Annotated in this window: 18 protein-coding genes; 9 read left to right on the forward strand and 9 right to left on the reverse strand. The window is 55.1% G+C overall.

The genetic code is table 11. From position 1 onward, the window contains the following. Positions 1-13: 13 nt before the first annotated feature. The 6 genes from ACFIOZ_RS18275 to ACFIOZ_RS18300 all read left to right on the forward strand — a co-directional run bounded on the left by ACFIOZ_RS18275 (position 14) and on the right by ACFIOZ_RS18300 (position 5,947). Complete coding sequence (locus ACFIOZ_RS18275) at positions 14-187, forward strand: hypothetical protein (RefSeq protein ID WP_386080227.1); 174 nt, start codon at positions 14-16, stop codon at positions 185-187. Positions 188-371: 184 nt separating this feature from the next. After that, on the forward strand, positions 372-1,901 hold the full coding sequence (locus ACFIOZ_RS18280) for a UxaA family hydrolase (RefSeq protein ID WP_386080229.1): 1,530 nt from the start codon (positions 372-374) through the stop codon (positions 1,899-1,901). Positions 1,902-1,929: 28 nt separating this feature from the next. Then, complete coding sequence (locus ACFIOZ_RS18285) at positions 1,930-2,895, forward strand: GntR family transcriptional regulator (protein ID WP_386080231.1); 966 nt, start codon at positions 1,930-1,932, stop codon at positions 2,893-2,895. Between the two features lie 112 nt (positions 2,896-3,007). Then, positions 3,008-3,886, forward strand: a complete 879-nt coding sequence (locus tag ACFIOZ_RS18290; RefSeq protein ID WP_386080233.1) for an NAD(P)-dependent oxidoreductase — start codon at positions 3,008-3,010, stop codon at positions 3,884-3,886. A gap of 38 nt (positions 3,887-3,924) precedes the next feature. After that, a complete protein-coding gene (locus ACFIOZ_RS18295) occupies positions 3,925-4,980 on the forward strand; it encodes an Ldh family oxidoreductase (protein ID WP_386080234.1) in 1,056 nt (351 codons plus the stop codon). Positions 4,981-5,050: 70 nt separating this feature from the next. Continuing rightward, positions 5,051-5,947 carry an NAD(P)-dependent oxidoreductase gene (locus tag ACFIOZ_RS18300; protein ID WP_386080236.1) on the forward strand — a complete coding sequence of 299 codons (897 nt, stop codon included), beginning with the start codon at positions 5,051-5,053 and terminating at the stop codon, positions 5,945-5,947. 48 nt (positions 5,948-5,995) lie between these two features. On the opposite strand, the gene ACFIOZ_RS18305 is transcribed toward ACFIOZ_RS18300, so the two are convergent. Genes ACFIOZ_RS18305 through ACFIOZ_RS18320 form a run of 4 tightly spaced genes read right to left on the reverse strand, consistent with a single transcriptional unit; the run spans position 5,996 to position 10,524 of the window. Next, a complete protein-coding gene (locus tag ACFIOZ_RS18305; RefSeq protein ID WP_386080237.1) occupies positions 5,996-6,922 on the reverse strand; it encodes a Gfo/Idh/MocA family protein in 927 nt (308 codons plus the stop codon). A 35-nt stretch (positions 6,923-6,957) separates the two neighbouring features. Beyond that, positions 6,958-7,728, reverse strand: a complete 771-nt coding sequence (locus tag ACFIOZ_RS18310) for a FadR/GntR family transcriptional regulator (protein ID WP_088701807.1) — start codon at positions 7,726-7,728, stop codon at positions 6,958-6,960. A gap of 31 nt (positions 7,729-7,759) precedes the next feature. After that, a complete protein-coding gene (locus ACFIOZ_RS18315; protein WP_386080238.1) occupies positions 7,760-8,704 on the reverse strand; it encodes a DMT family transporter in 945 nt (314 codons plus the stop codon). Positions 8,705-8,721: 17 nt separating this feature from the next. After that, complete coding sequence (locus tag ACFIOZ_RS18320) at positions 8,722-10,524, reverse strand: IlvD/Edd family dehydratase (protein ID WP_386080240.1); 1,803 nt, start codon at positions 10,522-10,524, stop codon at positions 8,722-8,724. A 294-nt stretch (positions 10,525-10,818) separates the two neighbouring features. Between ACFIOZ_RS18320 and ACFIOZ_RS18325 the strand changes: the two genes are divergently transcribed. The 3 genes from ACFIOZ_RS18325 to ACFIOZ_RS18335 all read left to right on the forward strand — a co-directional run bounded on the left by ACFIOZ_RS18325 (position 10,819) and on the right by ACFIOZ_RS18335 (position 13,810). Next, positions 10,819-11,895 carry a TRAP transporter substrate-binding protein gene (locus ACFIOZ_RS18325; RefSeq protein ID WP_386080241.1) on the forward strand — a complete coding sequence of 359 codons (1,077 nt, stop codon included), beginning with the start codon at positions 10,819-10,821 and terminating at the stop codon, positions 11,893-11,895. Positions 11,896-12,184: 289 nt separating this feature from the next. Then, on the forward strand, positions 12,185-12,934 hold the full coding sequence (locus tag ACFIOZ_RS18330; protein ID WP_386080243.1) for an SDR family oxidoreductase: 750 nt from the start codon (positions 12,185-12,187) through the stop codon (positions 12,932-12,934). A gap of 24 nt (positions 12,935-12,958) precedes the next feature. Continuing rightward, complete coding sequence (locus tag ACFIOZ_RS18335) at positions 12,959-13,810, forward strand: fumarylacetoacetate hydrolase family protein (RefSeq protein ID WP_386080245.1); 852 nt, start codon at positions 12,959-12,961, stop codon at positions 13,808-13,810. A gap of 172 nt (positions 13,811-13,982) precedes the next feature. On the opposite strand, the gene nanR is transcribed toward ACFIOZ_RS18335, so the two are convergent. The 5 genes from nanR to ACFIOZ_RS18360 all read right to left on the reverse strand — a co-directional run bounded on the left by nanR (position 13,983) and on the right by ACFIOZ_RS18360 (position 18,922). Then, positions 13,983-14,702: a transcriptional regulator NanR gene (gene nanR / locus ACFIOZ_RS18340; RefSeq protein WP_035580639.1), complete on the reverse strand. Its 720-nt coding sequence runs from the start codon at positions 14,700-14,702 to the stop codon at positions 13,983-13,985. A 75-nt stretch (positions 14,703-14,777) separates the two neighbouring features. Further along, positions 14,778-15,854 (reverse strand): Ldh family oxidoreductase, encoded by a 1,077-nt coding sequence (locus ACFIOZ_RS18345; protein WP_386080247.1) that lies wholly within the window; start codon positions 15,852-15,854, stop codon positions 14,778-14,780. 46 nt (positions 15,855-15,900) lie between these two features. Further along, the gene (locus ACFIOZ_RS18350; RefSeq protein ID WP_386080248.1) at positions 15,901-17,280 is read right to left on the reverse strand and encodes a TRAP transporter large permease; all 1,380 of its coding nucleotides are present in this window, start codon (positions 17,278-17,280) and stop codon (positions 15,901-15,903) included. A gap of 41 nt (positions 17,281-17,321) precedes the next feature. Further along, positions 17,322-17,864, reverse strand: a complete 543-nt coding sequence (locus tag ACFIOZ_RS18355; RefSeq protein WP_386080250.1) for a TRAP transporter small permease — start codon at positions 17,862-17,864, stop codon at positions 17,322-17,324. 56 nt (positions 17,865-17,920) lie between these two features. Continuing rightward, positions 17,921-18,922, reverse strand: a complete 1,002-nt coding sequence (locus ACFIOZ_RS18360) for a sialic acid TRAP transporter substrate-binding protein SiaP (protein WP_386080251.1) — start codon at positions 18,920-18,922, stop codon at positions 17,921-17,923. Positions 18,923-19,119: the final 197 nt, after the last annotated feature.

Below are 19,119 nucleotides of genomic sequence, written 5' to 3' on the forward strand. Positions count from 1 at the left end.
CAACAGTCTAGTAATGTATTTTGCAGCTGCCAAGGCCTTTACAAAAACGCCTAGCAAAACTGTGAACGGCGGCTCAAATATGGGGTTGCTCACGCTGCCCATCCACCAAGCGGATTACCTTCAGGGGATTGCTGTCCTGCAGCGTAATGGTGAGCTGGCCTTCCAACTGAGTGCGATCGGCAATTAGCATTGTGGGCCGGGTGTATGAAAGCAATCTAGACTAGATGACCATTGCGCTCAATGAACATTATATAGAACAATAGTCTAATCGACGTACGCGGCCGACTTGCTAGAGTGCACCCACAATGATCGCTTTTAAGCTTGCGCCTGGCCCTTGCAACAAAAGCCCAATAATCAGCTTGAGGTAAACGATGAATCTCATTAATTCCCCGTCAGTTATTATTCATCTCAATCCGCGGGATAACGTAGGCGTTGCCTCAAAAGCAGTTCCAAAAGATATTCCCATTGATAAACAGGGCACGCTTGCTCAAGAAAATATTGATGCGGGACATAAAGTTGCGCTCACACATATCAAAAATGGCGAGGCCGTTTTTAAATATGGCCAACTGATTGGGCTGGCTGCACGGGATATTAATCCTGGTGAGCATGTGCACACCCACAACCTCACCATGATTGAACTCAGCTCTTCTTTAGAAGATTTTCAGCCCCATCAAAAAACCGTCACCGTTAGCCATTCACGGACGTTTCAGGGCTACCAACGGGCTGATGGTAGCGTGGGAACGCGTAACTATATTGGTATTCTCTCTACCGTGAACTGTTCTGCCACGGTGGCTAAAGCCGCTGCGGACGTGCTCAATCAGTCTGGGGAATTAAGCCAAATGGGGTTCGATGGTGTAGTGGCCATTACCCATGGTTCTGGTTGCGCCATGAATACTGACTCAGAAGGTTTTGCCTTTCTTGAGCGTGTTATCGCGGGGTATGCCCAGCACCCCAACTTTGCTTTTGTACTCATCATTGGCCTGGGTTGTGAGACCAACCAGGTCAAAACATTAGTCAAAAGAAAGGGGTTGGAAGATGCCTCGCGGCTGGCTTACTTTAATATTCAAGACGCGGGAGGGACACGCACTAGCATCAAAACGGCCTGTGATCACATCATGCAAATGGCCACCCAACACGGCCAACAGCAGCGTGCACCTGCGCCCCTTGAGCACTTAGTGGTTGCCTTGCAGTGTGGCGGGTCAGACGGCTACTCAGGTATTACCGCGAACCCAGCTTTGGGCCATGCCGCCGACCTTATCGTGCAACATGGTGGCAGCGTTATACTCGCCGAAACCCCCGAAATCTATGGCGCTGAAAACCTCCTGATAGACCGCTCCATTAATGAGAGCGTCGCACAGAAACTACTCGACCGGATCACCTGGTGGAAACATTACACTGAGATAAATGGCGCTGAGCTAAACAACAACCCTTCCCCAGGCAATAAAGCGGGTGGGCTATCAACTATCCTTGAGAAATCATTGGGCGCAGTAGCTAAAGGTGGAACGTCGAGTCTTAACGACGTGCTGCTGTATGCTGAGAAGATGACAACGCGCGGTTTTAACTTTATGGATAGCCCTGGCTATGACCCGATTTCGGTCACGGGTCAAATCGCCTCCGGTTCTAACGTAGTCTGCTTTACCACTGGACGAGGTTCAGTCTCAGGCTTCAAACCCGCCCCCTGCCTTAAGCTCGCAACGAATACCTCCATGTATGAGAAAATGCATGAAGACATGGATATAAACTGTGGCGTTATTGTTGATGGCACTGACAGTGTAGAGAGTGTTGGAGAGCAGATTTTTGAGCGCATTATTGCCATCGCTTCAGGCGATATGAGCGCCAGCGAATCACTGGGTTACGGTAATAATGAATTCGTTCCATGGCTGGTAGGTGCCGTCACCTAAACTCCCATTAAAGAGCAATTAACTGACTATGACACAAACGCTGCGCGACCAACTCTACACGGCTCTTAAGCAGAGTATTGTTGGGAAACGTCTTGAACCCGGTTTAGTACTGCTTGAGGGAAATATAGCTGAGCTGTTTGGTATTAGCCGCTCGCCCGTTCGGCAAACATTAAGCCGGTTGCACGAAGAGCAGTATATCTGCCGTTTCGAGGGGCGCGGCTATTTAGTAGGCGCATCGCCAGGTGAGGTAGTGCGACGTGCGCTCAGTGAGCATGATTTCAAACAACTCGGCCATGCCCCAAAAGTAGATCGTATCGTTTCTTGGCGGGCGCATATCGACAGCGTTGAACATGACATCGTTTTATGTTCGATTAAGGGTGCGTTTGAACTCAATGAGCTGCAGCTTTCCAAAACGCTTAATGTCAGCCGCACGGTCACTCATCAAATCTTGCTCTATTTACAGTCTATCGGTTTAGTCGAGAAGATTAAATATAATAGCTGGAGCGTGGTGCCTCTTAATGATCAGCGGTTACATAATCTTTATGAAGCACGTCGCCAATTAGAGCCTTATATGATTGCGCGGGCCACACAACATATGCCAGAAAGTGCCATTAAAGGCTATATCACCAAACTCAAACACGCTGCTGAGAGCTATCCGGATATAAAAGGGGAGCTACTAGATGAGTTAGAAAATGATCTCCATCATACCGCCGTTAGTTTAGGTGATAACCAGGAGGTCATGAATATGCTCCGGCGCACGCATCCTATCTTATTAGTCAGTAAACACCTGCTTGGACGAGTACTAAAGCTTCCCGATCAAGACCCTTTCTTCGATGAACATTTATGGATATTTGAAAAAATTCGCCTGCAACAACCTGCGCAAGCAGGCAAAGCCCTGGCAACCCATTTAGAGCGTTCAGAATCCAAGGTGCTCGACCGGCTGATTAACTTCCGAGAATCAGGTGATATCGATATACCGCTTTACCTGCGCTAACAACAAATAACGAACGTGGATGCCCCATCTCTTCAATTGAAGCAATGTATCGACCTGCTAAGCAAGGATTACGGGAAGCCTTGACGGGCTCATCTAGATAGAGGAACGAATAATGACAACGTCACGTACTATCGGATTTATTGGCACGGGCATTATGGGTGCGCCGATGGCAGCACGCTTGGCACATGCAGGACACCAAGTGCTTGTCTGGAATAGAACAAAAAGCAAAGCCAACCGTTTAGAGTCGGTGGGTGCCACACTCGTAGAAAAGCCCGAAGAAGCCGTTGCCGAAAGCGATGTCGTTATCGTTATGCTTAGCTCTGGGCCTGTGTGTGATGAAATGCTGCTGGGCCCTAACGGTCTGCTCAATGCCATGCAGCGCGACACCACACTTATTGTCATGAGTTCAATACCTGTCGAAACCGCTCGCCGTCAAGCAGAAGAAGCCGCCAAGAGTCAGATTAATTACCTTGATGCGCCGGTTTCTGGCGGTGAGCAGGGAGCGATCGACGGCACGCTGGCCATTATGGTGGGCGGCGATGCCGTAAGTTTTAAGGCAGTAGAACCCACTCTCTTATCTCTCGGCAGGCCCGTCCATGTTGGCCCTGCAGGTAGCGGGGAACTGGCTAAGCTCGCCAATCAAATGATTGTGGCCAACACCATTGCTACCGTGGCAGAAGCCATACTATTGGCAGAACAGGGTGGGGCAAACCCAGAGCGAATGCTCAGTGCGCTTGAAGGTGGGTTTGCTGACTCGACCATTTTGCGTATACACGGGCAACGTATGATTCAGGAAAACTTTACCCCGGGTGGACCAGCGAAATGGCAATTGAAAGATACCCAGACCGCGATGGCTTTTGCCGACACGCTACATCTTAAACTACCGGTTTCGTCGTTGGTCAACACACTTTTTGAAGAGCTCGTCGATCAAGGGGATGGCGAGTTAGACCATAGCGCCTTAATCAATCAACTCAGACGGCGCAATGACTAAGAGAGCCTGACAACAACAAATTTAGGAGAATAAATACAATGAGCCACCATTACGACGTTCAGGAAATCACTCAATTCAGCACCGCTTTACTTGTGGCAGCCGGGCTCGATGAAGAAAAGGCTCAAGCAGTTGCCGAGATACTCGTCGAAGGCGATTTGATGGGGCACACGACTCACGGGCTTCAGCTACTATCCCCTTACCTTGGCGAGATTCAGTCTGGCCGGATGCCTGTGTCAGGTGAGTATGAGGTAATCTCCAAACGCGCTGCCGTGCAGACATGGGATGGTCGTTATCTTCCCGGCCCCTGGTTGATCATTAAAGCAATGGAAACCGCCGACTTGATGGCTCGCTCCTGCGGCACGGGGACAGTCGTGATTCGATGCTCAAATCATATCGCCTGCTTGGCGGCCTATCTGAAACGTGCCACTGATCAAGACCTCGTGGTGGTGATCGAATCATCCGATCCGGCGACTAAATCGGTTGCCCCGTATGGCGGTTTGCAAGCGACCCACACCCCTAACCCTATCGCTGTGGGCTACCCGACGACTTCAGGCCCGGTTCTGTTAGATGTCAGCACATCCATTACCACTAATGGCATGGTCGGCCGACTTCACAAACAAAACAGCCAACTGCCATATCCGTGGCTTAAGGATCACCAGGGCAATGCGACCGACCAACCTACCGTGCTGTTCGATGATCCTAAGGGGAGCATCATGCCAATTGGTGGGCTTGACCATGGCCATAAGGGTTATGCACTGGGGCTAATGGTGGAAGCCTTAACGTCTGGGCTCGCTGGGTTTGGCCGTGTGCAGGCACCTTCACAATGGGGTGCCTCTGTTATGGTGCAGATCATGGATCCAGAAGCCTTTGGTGGGCTTGACGCCTTCAAACGCGAAACCGGCGCTTTGGTGGATGCCTGCCGTAACAACCCTGTTGCGGAAGGTAGCCCTCCAGTACGGATTCCTGGCGAGCGTGGGCTTGCCCTCCATAAGCGTTATGCGCAGGAGGGCGTGCCTCTTCCAGACGGTGTTCCCGAAGCTCTAGCCGATTGGTCGGAACGTCTGGGGGTTACTTTCCCTCGGGCGCTGCAATAACAGCCACTCATGCATGAGTCTAGTGGGCGATATTTCAGGTGTGGTGAACCAACTCTCATCAGAGGCGACTATGAAACAAGAACGCATCGGATTCATTGGGCTCGGCTTAATGGGCAAAGAAATGGCCAGACATATCGTGCGTAACGATTATCCACTAACGGTTATGGCCCATAGGAATCGATCCCCCCTTGAAGCGCTATGCCAGGAAGGCGCGACGGAAGTTAGCACTCCCTCAGAGATGGCAAGAAATAGCGATATTGTTTTTATCTGCGTTAAGACATCCGAACAGGTTAGAGAAATCGTCAGCGGGGCTGACGGTTTAATGGTTGGAAGCCATGATGGGCTTATTATTGTCGACTGCTCTACGGCTCATCCCGAATCAACTGAGCGCCTTGCGAAAACCGTAGAACACCAAGGTGTGATACTCGTTGACGCGCCTTTAGCACGAACACCTCGTGAAGCCAGAGATGGACGACTAAATGTCATGGTGGGTGGCGATGCCTCCACAGTGGCGCGTATTACGCCGGTCATGAAAAGTTTCGCGGAAAATATTTTTCATGTGGGTAAGGTTGGTTCAGCACACAAACTGAAACTGATTAATAATTTTCTCTCGTTAGGGGCTGCTGCTCTAGTTAGTGAGGCGGCCACTATGGCGGCTGGCATGGACGTTTCACAAGACAAACTCCTGAAAATCTGCTCACAAGGGGGAGCCAACAGCGCGATGCTCGCTCCCGTTATGGAGTGGGTACTGCAGAAGGAGTGCACGAAGTTACAGTTCAGTCTTGGTAATGCTGAAAAAGATATGCGCTACCTGACTGAAACGTTAAACGCCTATCAGCTAGCCCTCCATATGCTGCCACCGCTTTGCGAGTTTCTTACGTTTGCTCGAGACGACGTGGGGGAAGATAGCTTCGTTCCCCAAGCTTACGACAGCTGTATAAGGCGAAATAAGATCGTATCCGATTGAGGCCACTAAAATAGCTTCGTGGCTACCTTATATTTCCATATAAAGCCTTCACTCGATAAACGCTTCGGTAGCCTCACGATGGCCGTATAGAAACGCATCGGCGACCTGGCGCAGCGGGGCAACATCCACCTCGCTGCGTTTTTTTGCGATCAGTTCGCCAAAGCGCGCGTAGAGGCCTTGGTACTCCCGCTCTTCGTCTTCAATGATCAGTTCATCATCGATGACCAATCGGCAGCCACCCTGAGTAAGACTTAAACGGCCTTTATCGGTGTCGATATGCATATCCCAGGTGGGAGAGCCACTCTGGCGAAAGTCAAACGCGGCCTCAATGGACGCGCCTTCTGGGTCGGTAAAAGTAAGATCCGCGGCAATCGGGGTTTGCGCGTTGCTCGGCACCAACAGCTGCGCCTGTTGCAGAAAGAACGGTTGGGGCAGGATTTCAGTCGCAATCGACAGCGCATTAATACCGGGATCAAAAACCCCCATGCCACCGGGCTGCCAGATCCAGGCCTGGCCGGGATGCCATACCCGCACATCCTCTTTCCACTCGATCTCCACCCGCTGCACCTGCCGTTCGGCTAGCCACTGCCGAGCCTGCTCCACGCCGGGAGCAAACCGCGAATGCCAGGCGGCAAACAGGCTAACGCCCTGCTTGGCCGCGGTGGCAATCAAGTCCTCCACTTCGCTAAGCGTCGCCCCCGGCGGCTTTTCAAGCAACACGTGCTTGCCGCGCATCAGTGCGGCCCGCGCCTGGGAGTAGCGCAGATGTGTTGGCGTGCAAATAGAGACGGCGGTGATTTCCGGGTGAGCGTCTAGCATCGCATCAAGATTCTGATAGGCCGGCACATCGGGTAGTTCCGCGTAAGGATCCGCCGTGGCGACAAGTTCGCAGTTCGGGGTGGCGGCTATCGCCGGAAGGTGTTGGTCGCGGACGATTTTACCTACGCCCACTAAGCCGAGGTTGAAGTCAGACATACGCTTGCCTTTGTATTTGCCATTGAAAAGAGGAGTTAGGGGGCGGTATGGGGCAACTCAACGCTGCGCCCTAATGAACTAACGCTGTGCTCAAGCCCTAGCGCCGCGGCAGTACCTGCGAGCACCGCTTGGGAGGCTAAAAACGCCTCACGGGGGCGGCGTAGACGGATACTCTCCATCAGTTGACGGTGGCGCTCCAGGCTCTCTTCAGGATCCGGGGCGTTCTCGTTGGACATGGAGATCAGCATGTAGATGGAAGGGCGTAGGATATGTGATAGCTGCGCCCAGACAATATTGTGGGTCGCCTTGAAGATCGCCTCGTGGAAAGCGACATCGCACTCACTATGTAGGCGCCGCTCCTCTTCGCAGGTGGCATTGCGCAGATTCTGCCCTAGCCCTTCAAAGGCTTCTTCGATGGCGACTAAATCACGCGCCTTGGCCCGCTTGGCGGCGGTCATCGCCACATAGGGTTCCACGTCCAGGCGGAAGGCGAGAATTTCGCGTTGAATATCCGGGTTGGGCGCCGCATAGCGGGTCAGCCAGTCGGTTACCTGAGCATCAAGAATATGCCACTCTGAGTACTCGCGCACCTTGGAGCCGTGCCCGGAGATACGTTCGATAATACCGGCATCGACCAGTTGGCGCAGGTCGCTACGCACCGCCGAGCGGTTAATGGCGAAACGTTCGCATAGATCCATTTCCCGGGGTACTAAGTCACCGGGGTGATAGCGTCCACCAAAGATCTCCTCGGCGAGATGTTCAGCGATACTGGGGCGAGCGGCTGGCTTACTGGGAGATGACGTCACTGCGATAAGGCCCTATTTCAATTCCTGTCAATCATACCGTACTTGACCGGTCGACTGTTACCGACGGGGTAGCTTCGAGCCTAGCGCGCATCCTCATTTCAAGCCGCCGTTCATAGAGGCCCTTAGCACTCAGCGTGCCCAGCACCAGTGCGCCGCCGACCATGGCCATTGGCGCGGGCTGCTCTGCCAGTATCCACCAGGCCAACAGCGTACCCAGCACCACTTCCAGCAGTATCAGCAAACCTACTTCCGCGGAGGGCAGATAGAGCGGCCCGCGCTGCAGCAGCGTCACGCCGCAGGGCACAATAATCAGGCAGAGCAGGATAACGACAGCAAGCTGGTTGGCTGCAGGCAGGGTTGGTTCGCTGCCCGCCAGCCAAAACAGCCCCGCTGTGCTGCCCACAATAAGGCCGTTAAACACCAGCATGGGGCTCATATCCACCCCCGGCCGCGTACGGCAGAGGGTAAAGTTAATCGCCAGGGTGGTTGCCGCCATCAAAGCGAAAGCGTTGCCGACCCAAGAGCCTGCGCCCGCGTCATCGAGGGCGATCAGAGCAACACCTGTCATACACAGCAATATCGCTAACCAGGTACGCCTTGGCAGTTGCTCCTTGAGGATAATCCAGGAGAGCACAGCCGCGATCAGTGGCGAACTAGCCAGTATCATCAGTACGTTGCCCGCTTTGGTGTACTGGTTGCCCAGCACGAAGCCACAGGTGGTCAGGCTGAACAGCAGCGCCACGGCGATGCCTGTCCAGCCGCAGCGGCGATAGGCTGCCAGCGTGCCACGGCCATAGCGCATTAGGGCGATCAGTAGAAAACCTAACCCAGAAAGAAAGCCACGCCACATCAGGATCTCTGCATCGGGCAGGTTGGCGACCTTAATCAACAGGGCATCCGGCGCCATAATGATCGCGCCACCCGCGGTGAGCAGCAGGCCCTGCTGGCGATGGGACAAAGTACTTAAACGACTCATCTTAGTGCTCGGCCCCTTCAGTGATTATCCCGGGGCGGATGCTGGCGAGCCACATCGCGGTACTTGGTGGCGGGTTCCAATGTCATGCCGCGATCCAGCGGCTCGACCATACTGCGCTGGATCTCCTGCCAAGGGGTCTGGTGGCCGGGGTAACGGTAGCCGCCCTGCTGGGCTAAACGCTCGCGGCGCGCTTCCAGTTCGCTGGCGTCAATCAGCAGCTGTACCTCACCGCGTTTAAGATCGACCCGCAGCCGGTCGCCGCTCTCCAGCAGCGCCAAACCACCGCCGGTAGCCGCTTCCGGGGAGGCATTGAGAATCGACGGTGAGCCGGAAGTACCCGACTGGCGGCCATCGCCCAGGCACGGCAGCGATTCGATGCCCTGTTTGATAAGCGCCTCCGGCGGCTGCATATTGACCACTTCGGCACCGCCAGGGTGGCCTACCGGGCCAGCGCCGCGCATTACCAGAATGGTACGGGCGTCGATGTTGAGCGCCGGGTCATCAATGCGGGCGTGGTAATCTTCTGAGCCATCAAACACCACCACCTTGCCTTCAAAGGCTTCTGGGTCATTGGGGTCATTCAGGAAGCGCTCGCGGAAATCCCGGGAGATCACGCTGGTTTTCATCAGCGCCGAATCGAATAGATTACCCTTGAGGTTGAGGAAGCCCGCGTGCTCCACCAGCGGGTCGCTATAGCGGCAGATCACATCAGAGTCTTGGGTTTCACGACCTTGCAGATTATCGCCGATGGAGCAGCCATTCACCGTCAGTGCATCGCTGTGCAGCTTACCGGCGGTGTGTAGCTCATGGAGGATCGCGGGCACACCACCGGCGCGGTAGAACTCTTCGCACAGGAAAGCACCGGCGGGCATTACGTTGGCAAGCAAAGGGATTTCATGACCCAGGCGCTGCCAGTCGTCGTTATCCAATTCAATGCCCGCATGGCGGGCGATGGCATTGATATGCACAGGCGCGTTAGAGGAGCCGCCCAGGGCCGAACATGCGACGATGGCATTTTCAAAGGCGTCACGGGTCAGGATATCCAGCGGGCGCAGGTCTTCCCAAACCATATCGACAATCCGCGTGCCGGTATCGTAGGCCACCATGGCGCGCTCTTTATAGGGGGCGGGAATCACCGCCGACCCCGGCAGGCTCATGCCCAGCACTTCCGCCATGGAGTTCATGGTGGAAGCGGTGCCCATGGTGTTGCAGTGGCCAATCGAGGGGGCCGAGTCGCTAGCGCGAGAGAGGAACTCCGCGTAGTCGATATCTCCCGCTGCCAGCCGCTTGCGAAGCTCCCAGATAATTGTCCCCGAGCCGACCCGCTCAGCGCCCCGCCAGCCGTTGAGCATTGGCCCGCCGGAGAGCACAATCGCCGGAATATTCACCGTTGCCGCCGCCATCAGCGCCGCAGGGGTGGTTTTATCACAACCGGTGGTCAATACGACGCCATCTAACGGGTAGCCGTGCAGCACTTCGACGATGCCTAAGTAGGCAAGATTACGATCCAGCGCGGCGGTGGGGCGCCGTACGTTCTCGTGAATAGGGTGCATGGGGAATTCAAACGGTACCCCGCCCGCCGCACGAATGCCGTCTTTCACCCGTTTAACCAGGTCAATATGGTGGCGGTTACATGGCGTTAGATCTGAACCTGACTGACAGATACCAATAATTGGCTTGCCACTGGTCAGTTCATCCAAAGTAATACCGTAATTCAGGTAGCGCTCAATGCACAGCGCCGTGGTGCCGGGGTGGTCTGGGTTATCGAACCAGTAGCGTGAACGCAACTGCTCAGGAGTTATTCGCTGAAAATTGGCCATGGTGCCACTCCACGCCTAGAGTAAGGTTGTAAGAGTAAAAGAGAGATTGGTCACGACGGTACGCTTTCTTCGCTCTAACGTCGATACATACAAAAGTATATGTTGAACATATAGGAAAAACGTTAGACATTCACCTTGGCGGTTTGCGGTACGGCATCCTCTAAGAGTGAGTGCTGCTACACACAACAATAGCTTACCCACAACAACAACAGTAACCACGCTGCAGTTCGCTGCTAAGATACCCTTTGCATACCTTTGCATAGCGACCTGCTGCATCCCAGGAGAGTGACGACTATGCACCATCTTTGGAAACGCACCTTACTATTGACCGGCGCCACGCTGCTCAGCTCAGGCATCGCTTACGGGCAAACGCCCGACCTTTCCGACCCGCCTGAAATCGAAGGCGAGACGGTGGGCGATCATGGCAGCGTTACACTGCGCATGGGGCTTGGCTTAGCGGAAAGCTCGCCTCAGTACATCTCCAGCCAGTACTTCGCGGATATTCTTGACCAGCGCAGTGAAGGCCGTATTACCGTCAACATCTTCCCCAACAGCCAGCTTGGCGACGACGTGCAGATGATGGAGATGCTGCAGACCGGGACGCTGGATATGACTTACCCGTCGTCTTCTCCCGCCACCGGCTATGTTGAAGAGTTAGCGGTTTTCGACCTCCCCTTCCTACTACCTACCCGAGAGGCGGCTGTCGAGGCCATGCGTAGCGATGCTGCCCAGGAGATGCTCGACGCCTTCGATGGCACCGGTCTGAAAGCCCTGGCATTCTCTGAAAACGGCTTCCGCCAGCTCTCCAATAGCGCTCGGGAAGTCTCTTCTCCAGAAGATGTGGCAGGCCTAGACGTTCGTGGCCTGTCGATTCGCACCATGGAGAACCCGGTGCACCTGGCGATTTGGGAAGCCCTGGGCGCCAATCCGACCCCCATGGCCTTTGGTGAACTCTTCTCCGCCATGGAACAGGGCGTTGTTGATGGCCAGGAGAACCCCTGGAGCACCATTCTGACCTCCAATTTCCATGAAGTGCAGGACTACGGCTCAGAAACCCGCCATGTCTACACCCCTTTCATCAAGATGATCTCGCAGCGTACCTGGGATCGCCTCGACCCCGAGTATCAGGAGCTGATTCAGGACGCCGCGCTGCAGGCAGCGGATTACGAAATCCAGCTTTCCAGCGAGTACGACGACTGGGCGCGGGATCAACTTGAAGAGCGCGGCATGCAAATTACCCGTCTTGATGACGAGCAGATTGCCGCTTTCCAGGAAGCCGTGCAGCCGGTTTACGAAGAGTGGGCGCCGCGCATTGGTGAAGACCTAGTGGCTGAGTTTCAGCGCATTGCTGAATCATCAATGACGGAGTAACCACCTTCAGCGTTGAGTCCTTTCCCTTCATTCACCGCTTAACAGAAAATACTCAAAAGCATTGACAGGGACAGCCACGGCTGTCCCTTTTGCGTTTCATTATGTCCCCCAGAATATTGGCAACTGTCAGCAACTAGGCCATACTTAGCCAAACATCATGCTAGCATCCTGTCATACCACATAACTGTTCATTATCAACCTAGCAACCAACAAGCGATCATCACCGGATCAATAGCAGTACCGGGTTAACAACCGTACTGAATCAATAACAATAGCACCGGGAACCGCCATGCGACTTAAAGACAAGACGGCACTGATCACTGCTGCAGGCCAAGGCATTGGCCGGGCCACAGCGCTGCACTTCGCCGCAGAGGGCGCTCAGGTCATTGCCACCGACATCAATACCCAAAGCCTCGACCAACTGGCCAACGTCAATGGCATCACCACGCGCCGACTCGACGTACTGGATGAGTCCGCCATCAAGGGGCTGGCCGCCGAGCTAGGCGCCATCGACATACTTTTTAACTGCGCCGGTTACGTGGCTAATGGCTCGCTGCTGGATGGCTGCGACGATGACTGGGAGCTCTCGCTATCACTGAACGTGATGGCGATGATGCGCATGATTCGCGCCTTTCTGCCTGCCATGCTCGATAGTGGCGGCGGCAGTATTATCAACATGGCCTCGGTGGCCTCTAGCCTCAAAGGAGTGCCCAACCGCTGCGCCTACGGCACCACCAAGGCCGCAGTACTCGGCCTGACCAAGTCGGTGGCCGCCGACTATATTGGCCAGGGAATTCGCTGCAACGCCATCTGCCCAGGCACAGTGGACTCGCCCTCGCTGCGCCAGCGCATTGGCGAACAAGCCAAGCGGCAGGGGCGAAAAGATGAGGATGTCTACGCCGAATTTATCGCCAGACAGCCTCAGGGACGTCTTGGCAGCCCGGAAGAAATTGCCGCCCTTGCCACCTACCTGGCCGCCGATGAGTCCGCCTATACCACCGGCACCGCCCAGATTATCGACGGTGGCTGGCTGATCTGATCATGTAAACCAAGGAACCGACCAATGAAACTATTACGCTTCGGCCCGTGCGGCCATGAAAAGCCCGGCCTGATGGATGACAATGGGGTAATCCGCGACCTGTCGGCTCATATCACCGACCTGTCCGGTGAATCTCTTGACCGCCGCATCCTCGAAGGGCTTGCTGCGCTGGATGCCGCCAGCCTGCCGGAGATACCCGCGGAGACGCGCATTGGCCCCTGCGTTGCGGGTGTGGGCAAGTTCATCTGTATTGGCCTGAATTACTCGGATCATGCCGCCGAAACCGGTGCGCAGGTTCCCCCGGAGCCGGTGATCTTCAATAAATGGACCAGCGCCATCTGCGGCCCGAATGACCAGGTGATCATTCCCCGCGATTCCGAGAAAACCGATTGGGAAGTAGAGCTTGGCGTGGTGATCGGCAAAGCCGGACGCTACATCGACGAATCCGATGCTATGCAGCACGTCGCTGGTTTTTGCGTGGTCAATGATGTTTCCGAACGCGCCTTTCAGCTCGAACGCAGCGGCACCTGGGACAAAGGCAAGGGCTGCGATACCTTCGGCCCCCTAGGCCCGTGGCTAGTCACCCCCGACGAGGTGGCAGACCCCCACCAGCTCGACATGTGGCTTGAGGTGGATGGCAAGCGCTACCAGGATGGCAACACCCGCACCATGGTCTATCAGATTCCTTTTCTGGTCAGCTACTTAAGCCGCTTTATGAGCCTACAGCCGGGCGATGTGATCTCCACCGGCACGCCGCCCGGTGTCGGTATGGGCCAACAGCCGCCGGTTTACCTAAAACCCGGCCAGCGCATGCGCCTGGGTATCCAAGGGCTCGGTGAGCAGCACCAGACCGTCGTAGCTGATCAGCAGCGCTGATTCAAAAGGCGGAGAAACCTCGCTAACCCACCACTGGGGCCTTGCCATGAGCCAGCCATTGCCAGTGACAGCGGCCAGTTGGACGTTACCGGCCGCGTGCGGTGTCGCTTGCTCAGTACGACTTTATTCCCTGGAAGCGAGGCGTGTCTCTCTAGCAGCAAAATACGCCGGATCAATCAGGCGCTAGGCGCTTCTTGAGCTGCATGTAGGTGCCATAGTGGCGGTCGAGGTGGCGTCGCATCGCCGCTTCGGCTGCATCGGGGTCACGCGACTCAATGGCCTCAATGATTTCGGTATGCGCGGCGGTGGCAGCTTTATCCTCGTCCTTTTGTTGCAACACCTGGGCACGTCGGTCGTCCAGCCATTCCGATAGCGCCAAATGCATGGCATCAAAAATGGGGTTGCGGCCAATGCTTGCCAGCACCCCATGGAAATCATTGTCAGAGCGTTTAAAGCGCGCCTCGTCCCCAATAGCATCGCGATTATCGGCCAACGCATCGCGCAATCTGGCCAAATCTTCCTCACTGGCATTACGCGCGGCATAGCGCGCCAATGAAATTTCAAACATAGCCCGCGCTTCTTGAAAGTATTGCTGGCCATCGGGCTTGGAAAGCAGTTGCCGGGTCACCCCGGAGAGCCTGGCCATCACCGCTTCGGCAGTGGGGCGAATCACCCTGGCACGGGTGCCGCTGTTGATGGCAATTAGCCCAAGTTGCTGAAGATGGAACAGCGCTTCGCGCACCGCTGGCCTGCCAACACCAAACTGCTCCATCAACTCCCTCTCTGAAGGCAGTTGATCATTTTCACTTAGCCGCCCTTCGAGGATCTCCGCCTCGAGCTGCTCAGCGACCTGTTCGGACAGCGTTTTTCGCTCGATCCGGTATCTGCTCATAGGCAGTCACCCCTGGTTAACCTGGAATTTTCCGCCATTTTACTGCATTTTTAGCCATTATCCTTCAAACCGGTTTTAACAGAGTTGAGTGAGCGGCGCTATTTGATACTGTTTAGCAATCTCGGCATAGGCTAACTGATTGGCGGAATCGAGCGGGATGCCTTCGGTATCGCGTTCGCTCTGGCAGCGCCATTCGCGATCACCCGGTGCTAGCACCTCTGCCCCCTCGGCGGCAGGCTGGGCACGAAGGTCGGCCAAGTACTCAGCTAACCCGCGCGCGAAAGTACCTTCGTCTACAAACGCATCGGGGTTCATGGCCAGGAAAAAATGCCCTACTCCACGCGGCGTGGCCATATCTGGCCCGCCCATGGGGAGCAGTTTAAAGCCGTGCTGCATACCCGATAGCATTGAGCTTAGGATTTCCACCATGCCGCCCAGCGCGGCGCCTTTAAAACCGAAGGCACTGCCGCCTAACGGCAGCAGAGCTGCCACCTCGCTGGGAACGCGGCTTACCTGCCCGTTGGCATCGGCGGCTACCTGATCCGGCAGTTCACGACCAATGGCGCCGTACTGCTGTACACGGTTCCAGGGTACCGCACTGGTGGCCATATCCAGCAGATACGGCGCCTCACCCGCCACGGGTGCTGCAAAGGCGATGGGGTTGGTGCCATGAAAAGGCTTGGCGCCCTCATGCAGCAGCACGAAGGGGTCGGAGTTACAAAACGCCATTCCCAGATAACCGCGTTCAGCCGCCGCTAAGGCATAGCAGCCCGCTGCACCAAAGTGAGAAGAGTTACCTACAGCGACAGCACCTATACCGACCTCTGCCGCCATTTCCATGGCGTGTTCCATCGCGGTATAACCCGCCAGGTGGCCTAGCCCATCGTCCGCGTCTAAAAACCCCGTTGCGGCCAAGCGCTGTTGAAATCGCATGTTAGGCGCCCCGTTGATACGCCCGCCTTTGAGCGCCTGCAAATAGTGGGGCAGCAGGCGCAAGCCGTGGCTGTCGGTGCCCATCCGCGAGGCTGTGACCAGGGCGCGGGTTACGGCCTCTGCCGATGCCTGATCAGCTCCCGCAGCCCCAAGTGCAGCTTGCATAAAGCGATGAAGGTCTTCGCGCGCAACGCGAAACTCTGGTGACGGATCAGTCATGGGCCACGTACTCCTGGTCTTAATATTAAACCGTTCTCGACACTGCTTAACGATAAATCAGTGTGGGTAGCCACATAGAGATCGCCGGAATAAAGGTGACCAAGAGTAGGCAGACTACCAAGGGGATAAGAAACGGCATGGTGCCGCGCATGCAGCGCTCAAAGCTGACATTGGAGACCCGAGAGAGCACGTAGAGCACCATGCCCACCGGCGGGGTCAGCAACCCTATCATCAGGTTGAGCACCATAATCACCCCAAAATGCACCGGGTCTACGCCTACGGCAACCGCCATCGGCAGCAAAACGGGCACTAAAATAGTGATCGCGGCGATGGTTTCCATAAAACAGCCAACGATAATCAGCACAATGTTTGCCATCATCAGCACCGCAAGCTTGCTGTCGGCAAAGGGGCCCATTAGGGCAATCACGTTCTGAGTGACCTGATTACTGGTGAGAATCCAGGCAAAGATCGACGCTGAAGAGACAATGAACAGAATGACGGCGGTGGTCTCGATGGTTTCCATGCTGACTTTCAAAAGCTTGCGCCAAGTCAGCGTGCGATAAACCACCACGCCCAGTAGCAGCGCGTAGAACACCGCGGCCACTGCCGCCTCGGTGGGTGTAAAAGCCCCACTAATAATACCGCCAACGATAATGACCGGCGTCATTAGCGATAAGAAAGCCCGCTTAAAGGTATGGCCTAGCACCCCCATCGAGAACACCGCATCGCGCTGATAGCCGCGCCGACGCGAGATAATAAAGATCATCAGCATCAGCATGGCGCCCATGAGCAGCCCAGGAACCAGCCCCGCTGCGAACAGCTGGCCCACCGAGGCGGAGGCCATCACGCCGTAAATCACCATCGGCAGACTAGGCGGAATGATTGGCCCGATAGTTGATGACGCGGCGGTAATGCCTACCGCAAACTCTTCATCATAACCGGCGTCTTTCATGGCTTTTACTTCGATCATGCCAAGGCCACCGGCATCCGCCACCGCCGCACCGGACATCCCAGAGAATACGATGCTGGCGCCAACATTAACGTGCCCAAGCCCGCCACGCATCCAACCCATTAACGCCTTGGCAAAATTGAAAATGCGCTCAGTAATCCCGCCGTTGTTCATCAAACTACCGGCAAAGATAAAAAAGGGAATCGCCAGCAGTGGAAAGCTGTCAATACCATTAATCATGCGGTGGGCAACCACAATATTGGGCACTTGTCCGGTGATCAGCACAAACATCAAGCAGGCGCCCGCCAGACTAATAGCGATGGGTACGCCGAGTACCAGCATGGTAAAGAGCGCGAAAAACAGAAACGCAAGATGGTAGCCCATCAGCGGCAAAATCACGCAACCAAGCACCGCAAGGGCCGCCAGCAGCGGCGACACGAGTGGCTTTTGCCAGCGCATCACAGTTAATCGAGACATAGCAGGCCTCTTAATAAAAATGGCGGAGTGAAAAGCACTCTTTAAACATCATCGTTACGGTGTTGATACTTGAGATAGAGCCGTTGAACGGTACGCACCGCCATCAATACAAACGCCCCACACACGGTGAAATAGATGATGCTTTTGGGCAGATCGATAGACACCATCAAACTATTGGTGCGCGATGCCAGCTGATAGGTCACCCACGCCATCGCTATATAGAAAGTAAGACTTAGAAGGTTTACTAGACGCTCCAGCAAAAGCGCTTGCCACGCAGGCATATAGTGGTAGAAGAACTCCACCATAATATGGCTGCCATTGCGGGCGGCCATGACACTGCCCATAAACCCCACCCCAATCAGCAGGTAGCGGGCGATCTCTTCTGTCCAGCCGATTGAGTCACCCATTACATAGCGGCTAAAGAACTGGGCGAATACCACTAAAATCAGCGCCCAGAACAGTATTAGGGTCGCCAAATCTTCAATCCGGTAATCACTCATCCTGAATGGGGTGTCATCAAAGGCGGATTCAAAATCGACCATTGGATCAACGACAGACGGGACGTCTTCGCGTGTGTCACTCATGGCACAACACTCCAAACACTCCGCTCAAAGGAGCGGAGTGTTATCAAAGGGTTGGATTATTGGCCGATAGCCTGGAGACGTTCGTAGGTTTCCTCATCCCAGGTGGCAGCATCGCCGTTATGAGCAGGCATAACCGCCTCACGGAAGAGCTCACGATCCACTTCATTGACCGTGTTACCCTGCTCCTCGAACCACGCCACCAGTTCTTCCTCGGATTTGAGAATATCCTGGGTGTTGTTCTCGGCGGCTTCCTGGAAAACCTCGCGGAATATCTCACGATCCTCTTCTGAAAGCTGGTTCCAGCGTGGCCCGCCCACAATAGTGATTAACGAGTCGGTAATATGACCGGTTAGGTTGATGTAGTCCTGAACCTCATGAAAGGCCTTGGCGCGAATGGTCGGCAGTGGGTTTTCCTGGGCATCCACCACGCCCTGCTGCAAGGCTAGGTAGACCTCATCAAAGGCGATGGGGGTGGGATTGGCGCCAACGGCTTCCGGCATCATCATGTACATCGGCGCGTTGGGCACGCGTATTTTCAGGCCCTCCATATCAGCAGGCTCGTTGACCGCCTCATTGGAAGTGACATGGCGCTCACCGTAATAGTTGAGCGCCATCGGTACGTTGCCGGTCTGATCCTGGTAGCCCTGGGCAATCTCTTGGAACAGGTCGCTGTCAGCAAAGGCCTGCCAGTGATCGAAATCACGGAACATATAGGCAGCACCCGCGATACCAATGGGCCCATAGGAGCGGCCAGCAAACTGGGTGCCGGTATAAATAACGTCCACGGTGCCCAGTTCAAGCCCTTCGTTAATATCCTCCTCTTTGCCTAACGAAGAGGCGGGGTGCACCTGCATGGTATAGCGACCGTCGGTACGCTCTTCGATCTCATCGGCGGCCCATAGCGCCCATTTGTGGAACGGCTCAGACGTTTCATAAACATGGGCAAAGCGGAGGTTTTCGGCAGCGTGAACGGCACCTGCAAAACCGATGCCTGCAGCGATCAGCGTGGCGGTTAGCAAGTGGGACATACGGGGATGTTGCGGGCTTTTATGGCTCATCGTGTACTCCTCATAACCATTAGATTTGTTGTTGGTTACTGTGATGTGCTGCTGTTTATTGTGATTTATTGGTTATTATTTAAGCGGTGGCCGCCAACGTAACCGATCATAGTGCTGTATACGTATCATACCACCAGCTTCAAACCTAGTTGGTCGCCTGCAATCGCGCAACTCTCCAGCTAAGGATTTTAGTAGTG

The organism is Vreelandella sp. F11, from assembly GCF_042466685.1.
In the GTDB taxonomy this organism is placed as follows: Bacteria; Pseudomonadota; Gammaproteobacteria; order Pseudomonadales; family Halomonadaceae; genus Vreelandella.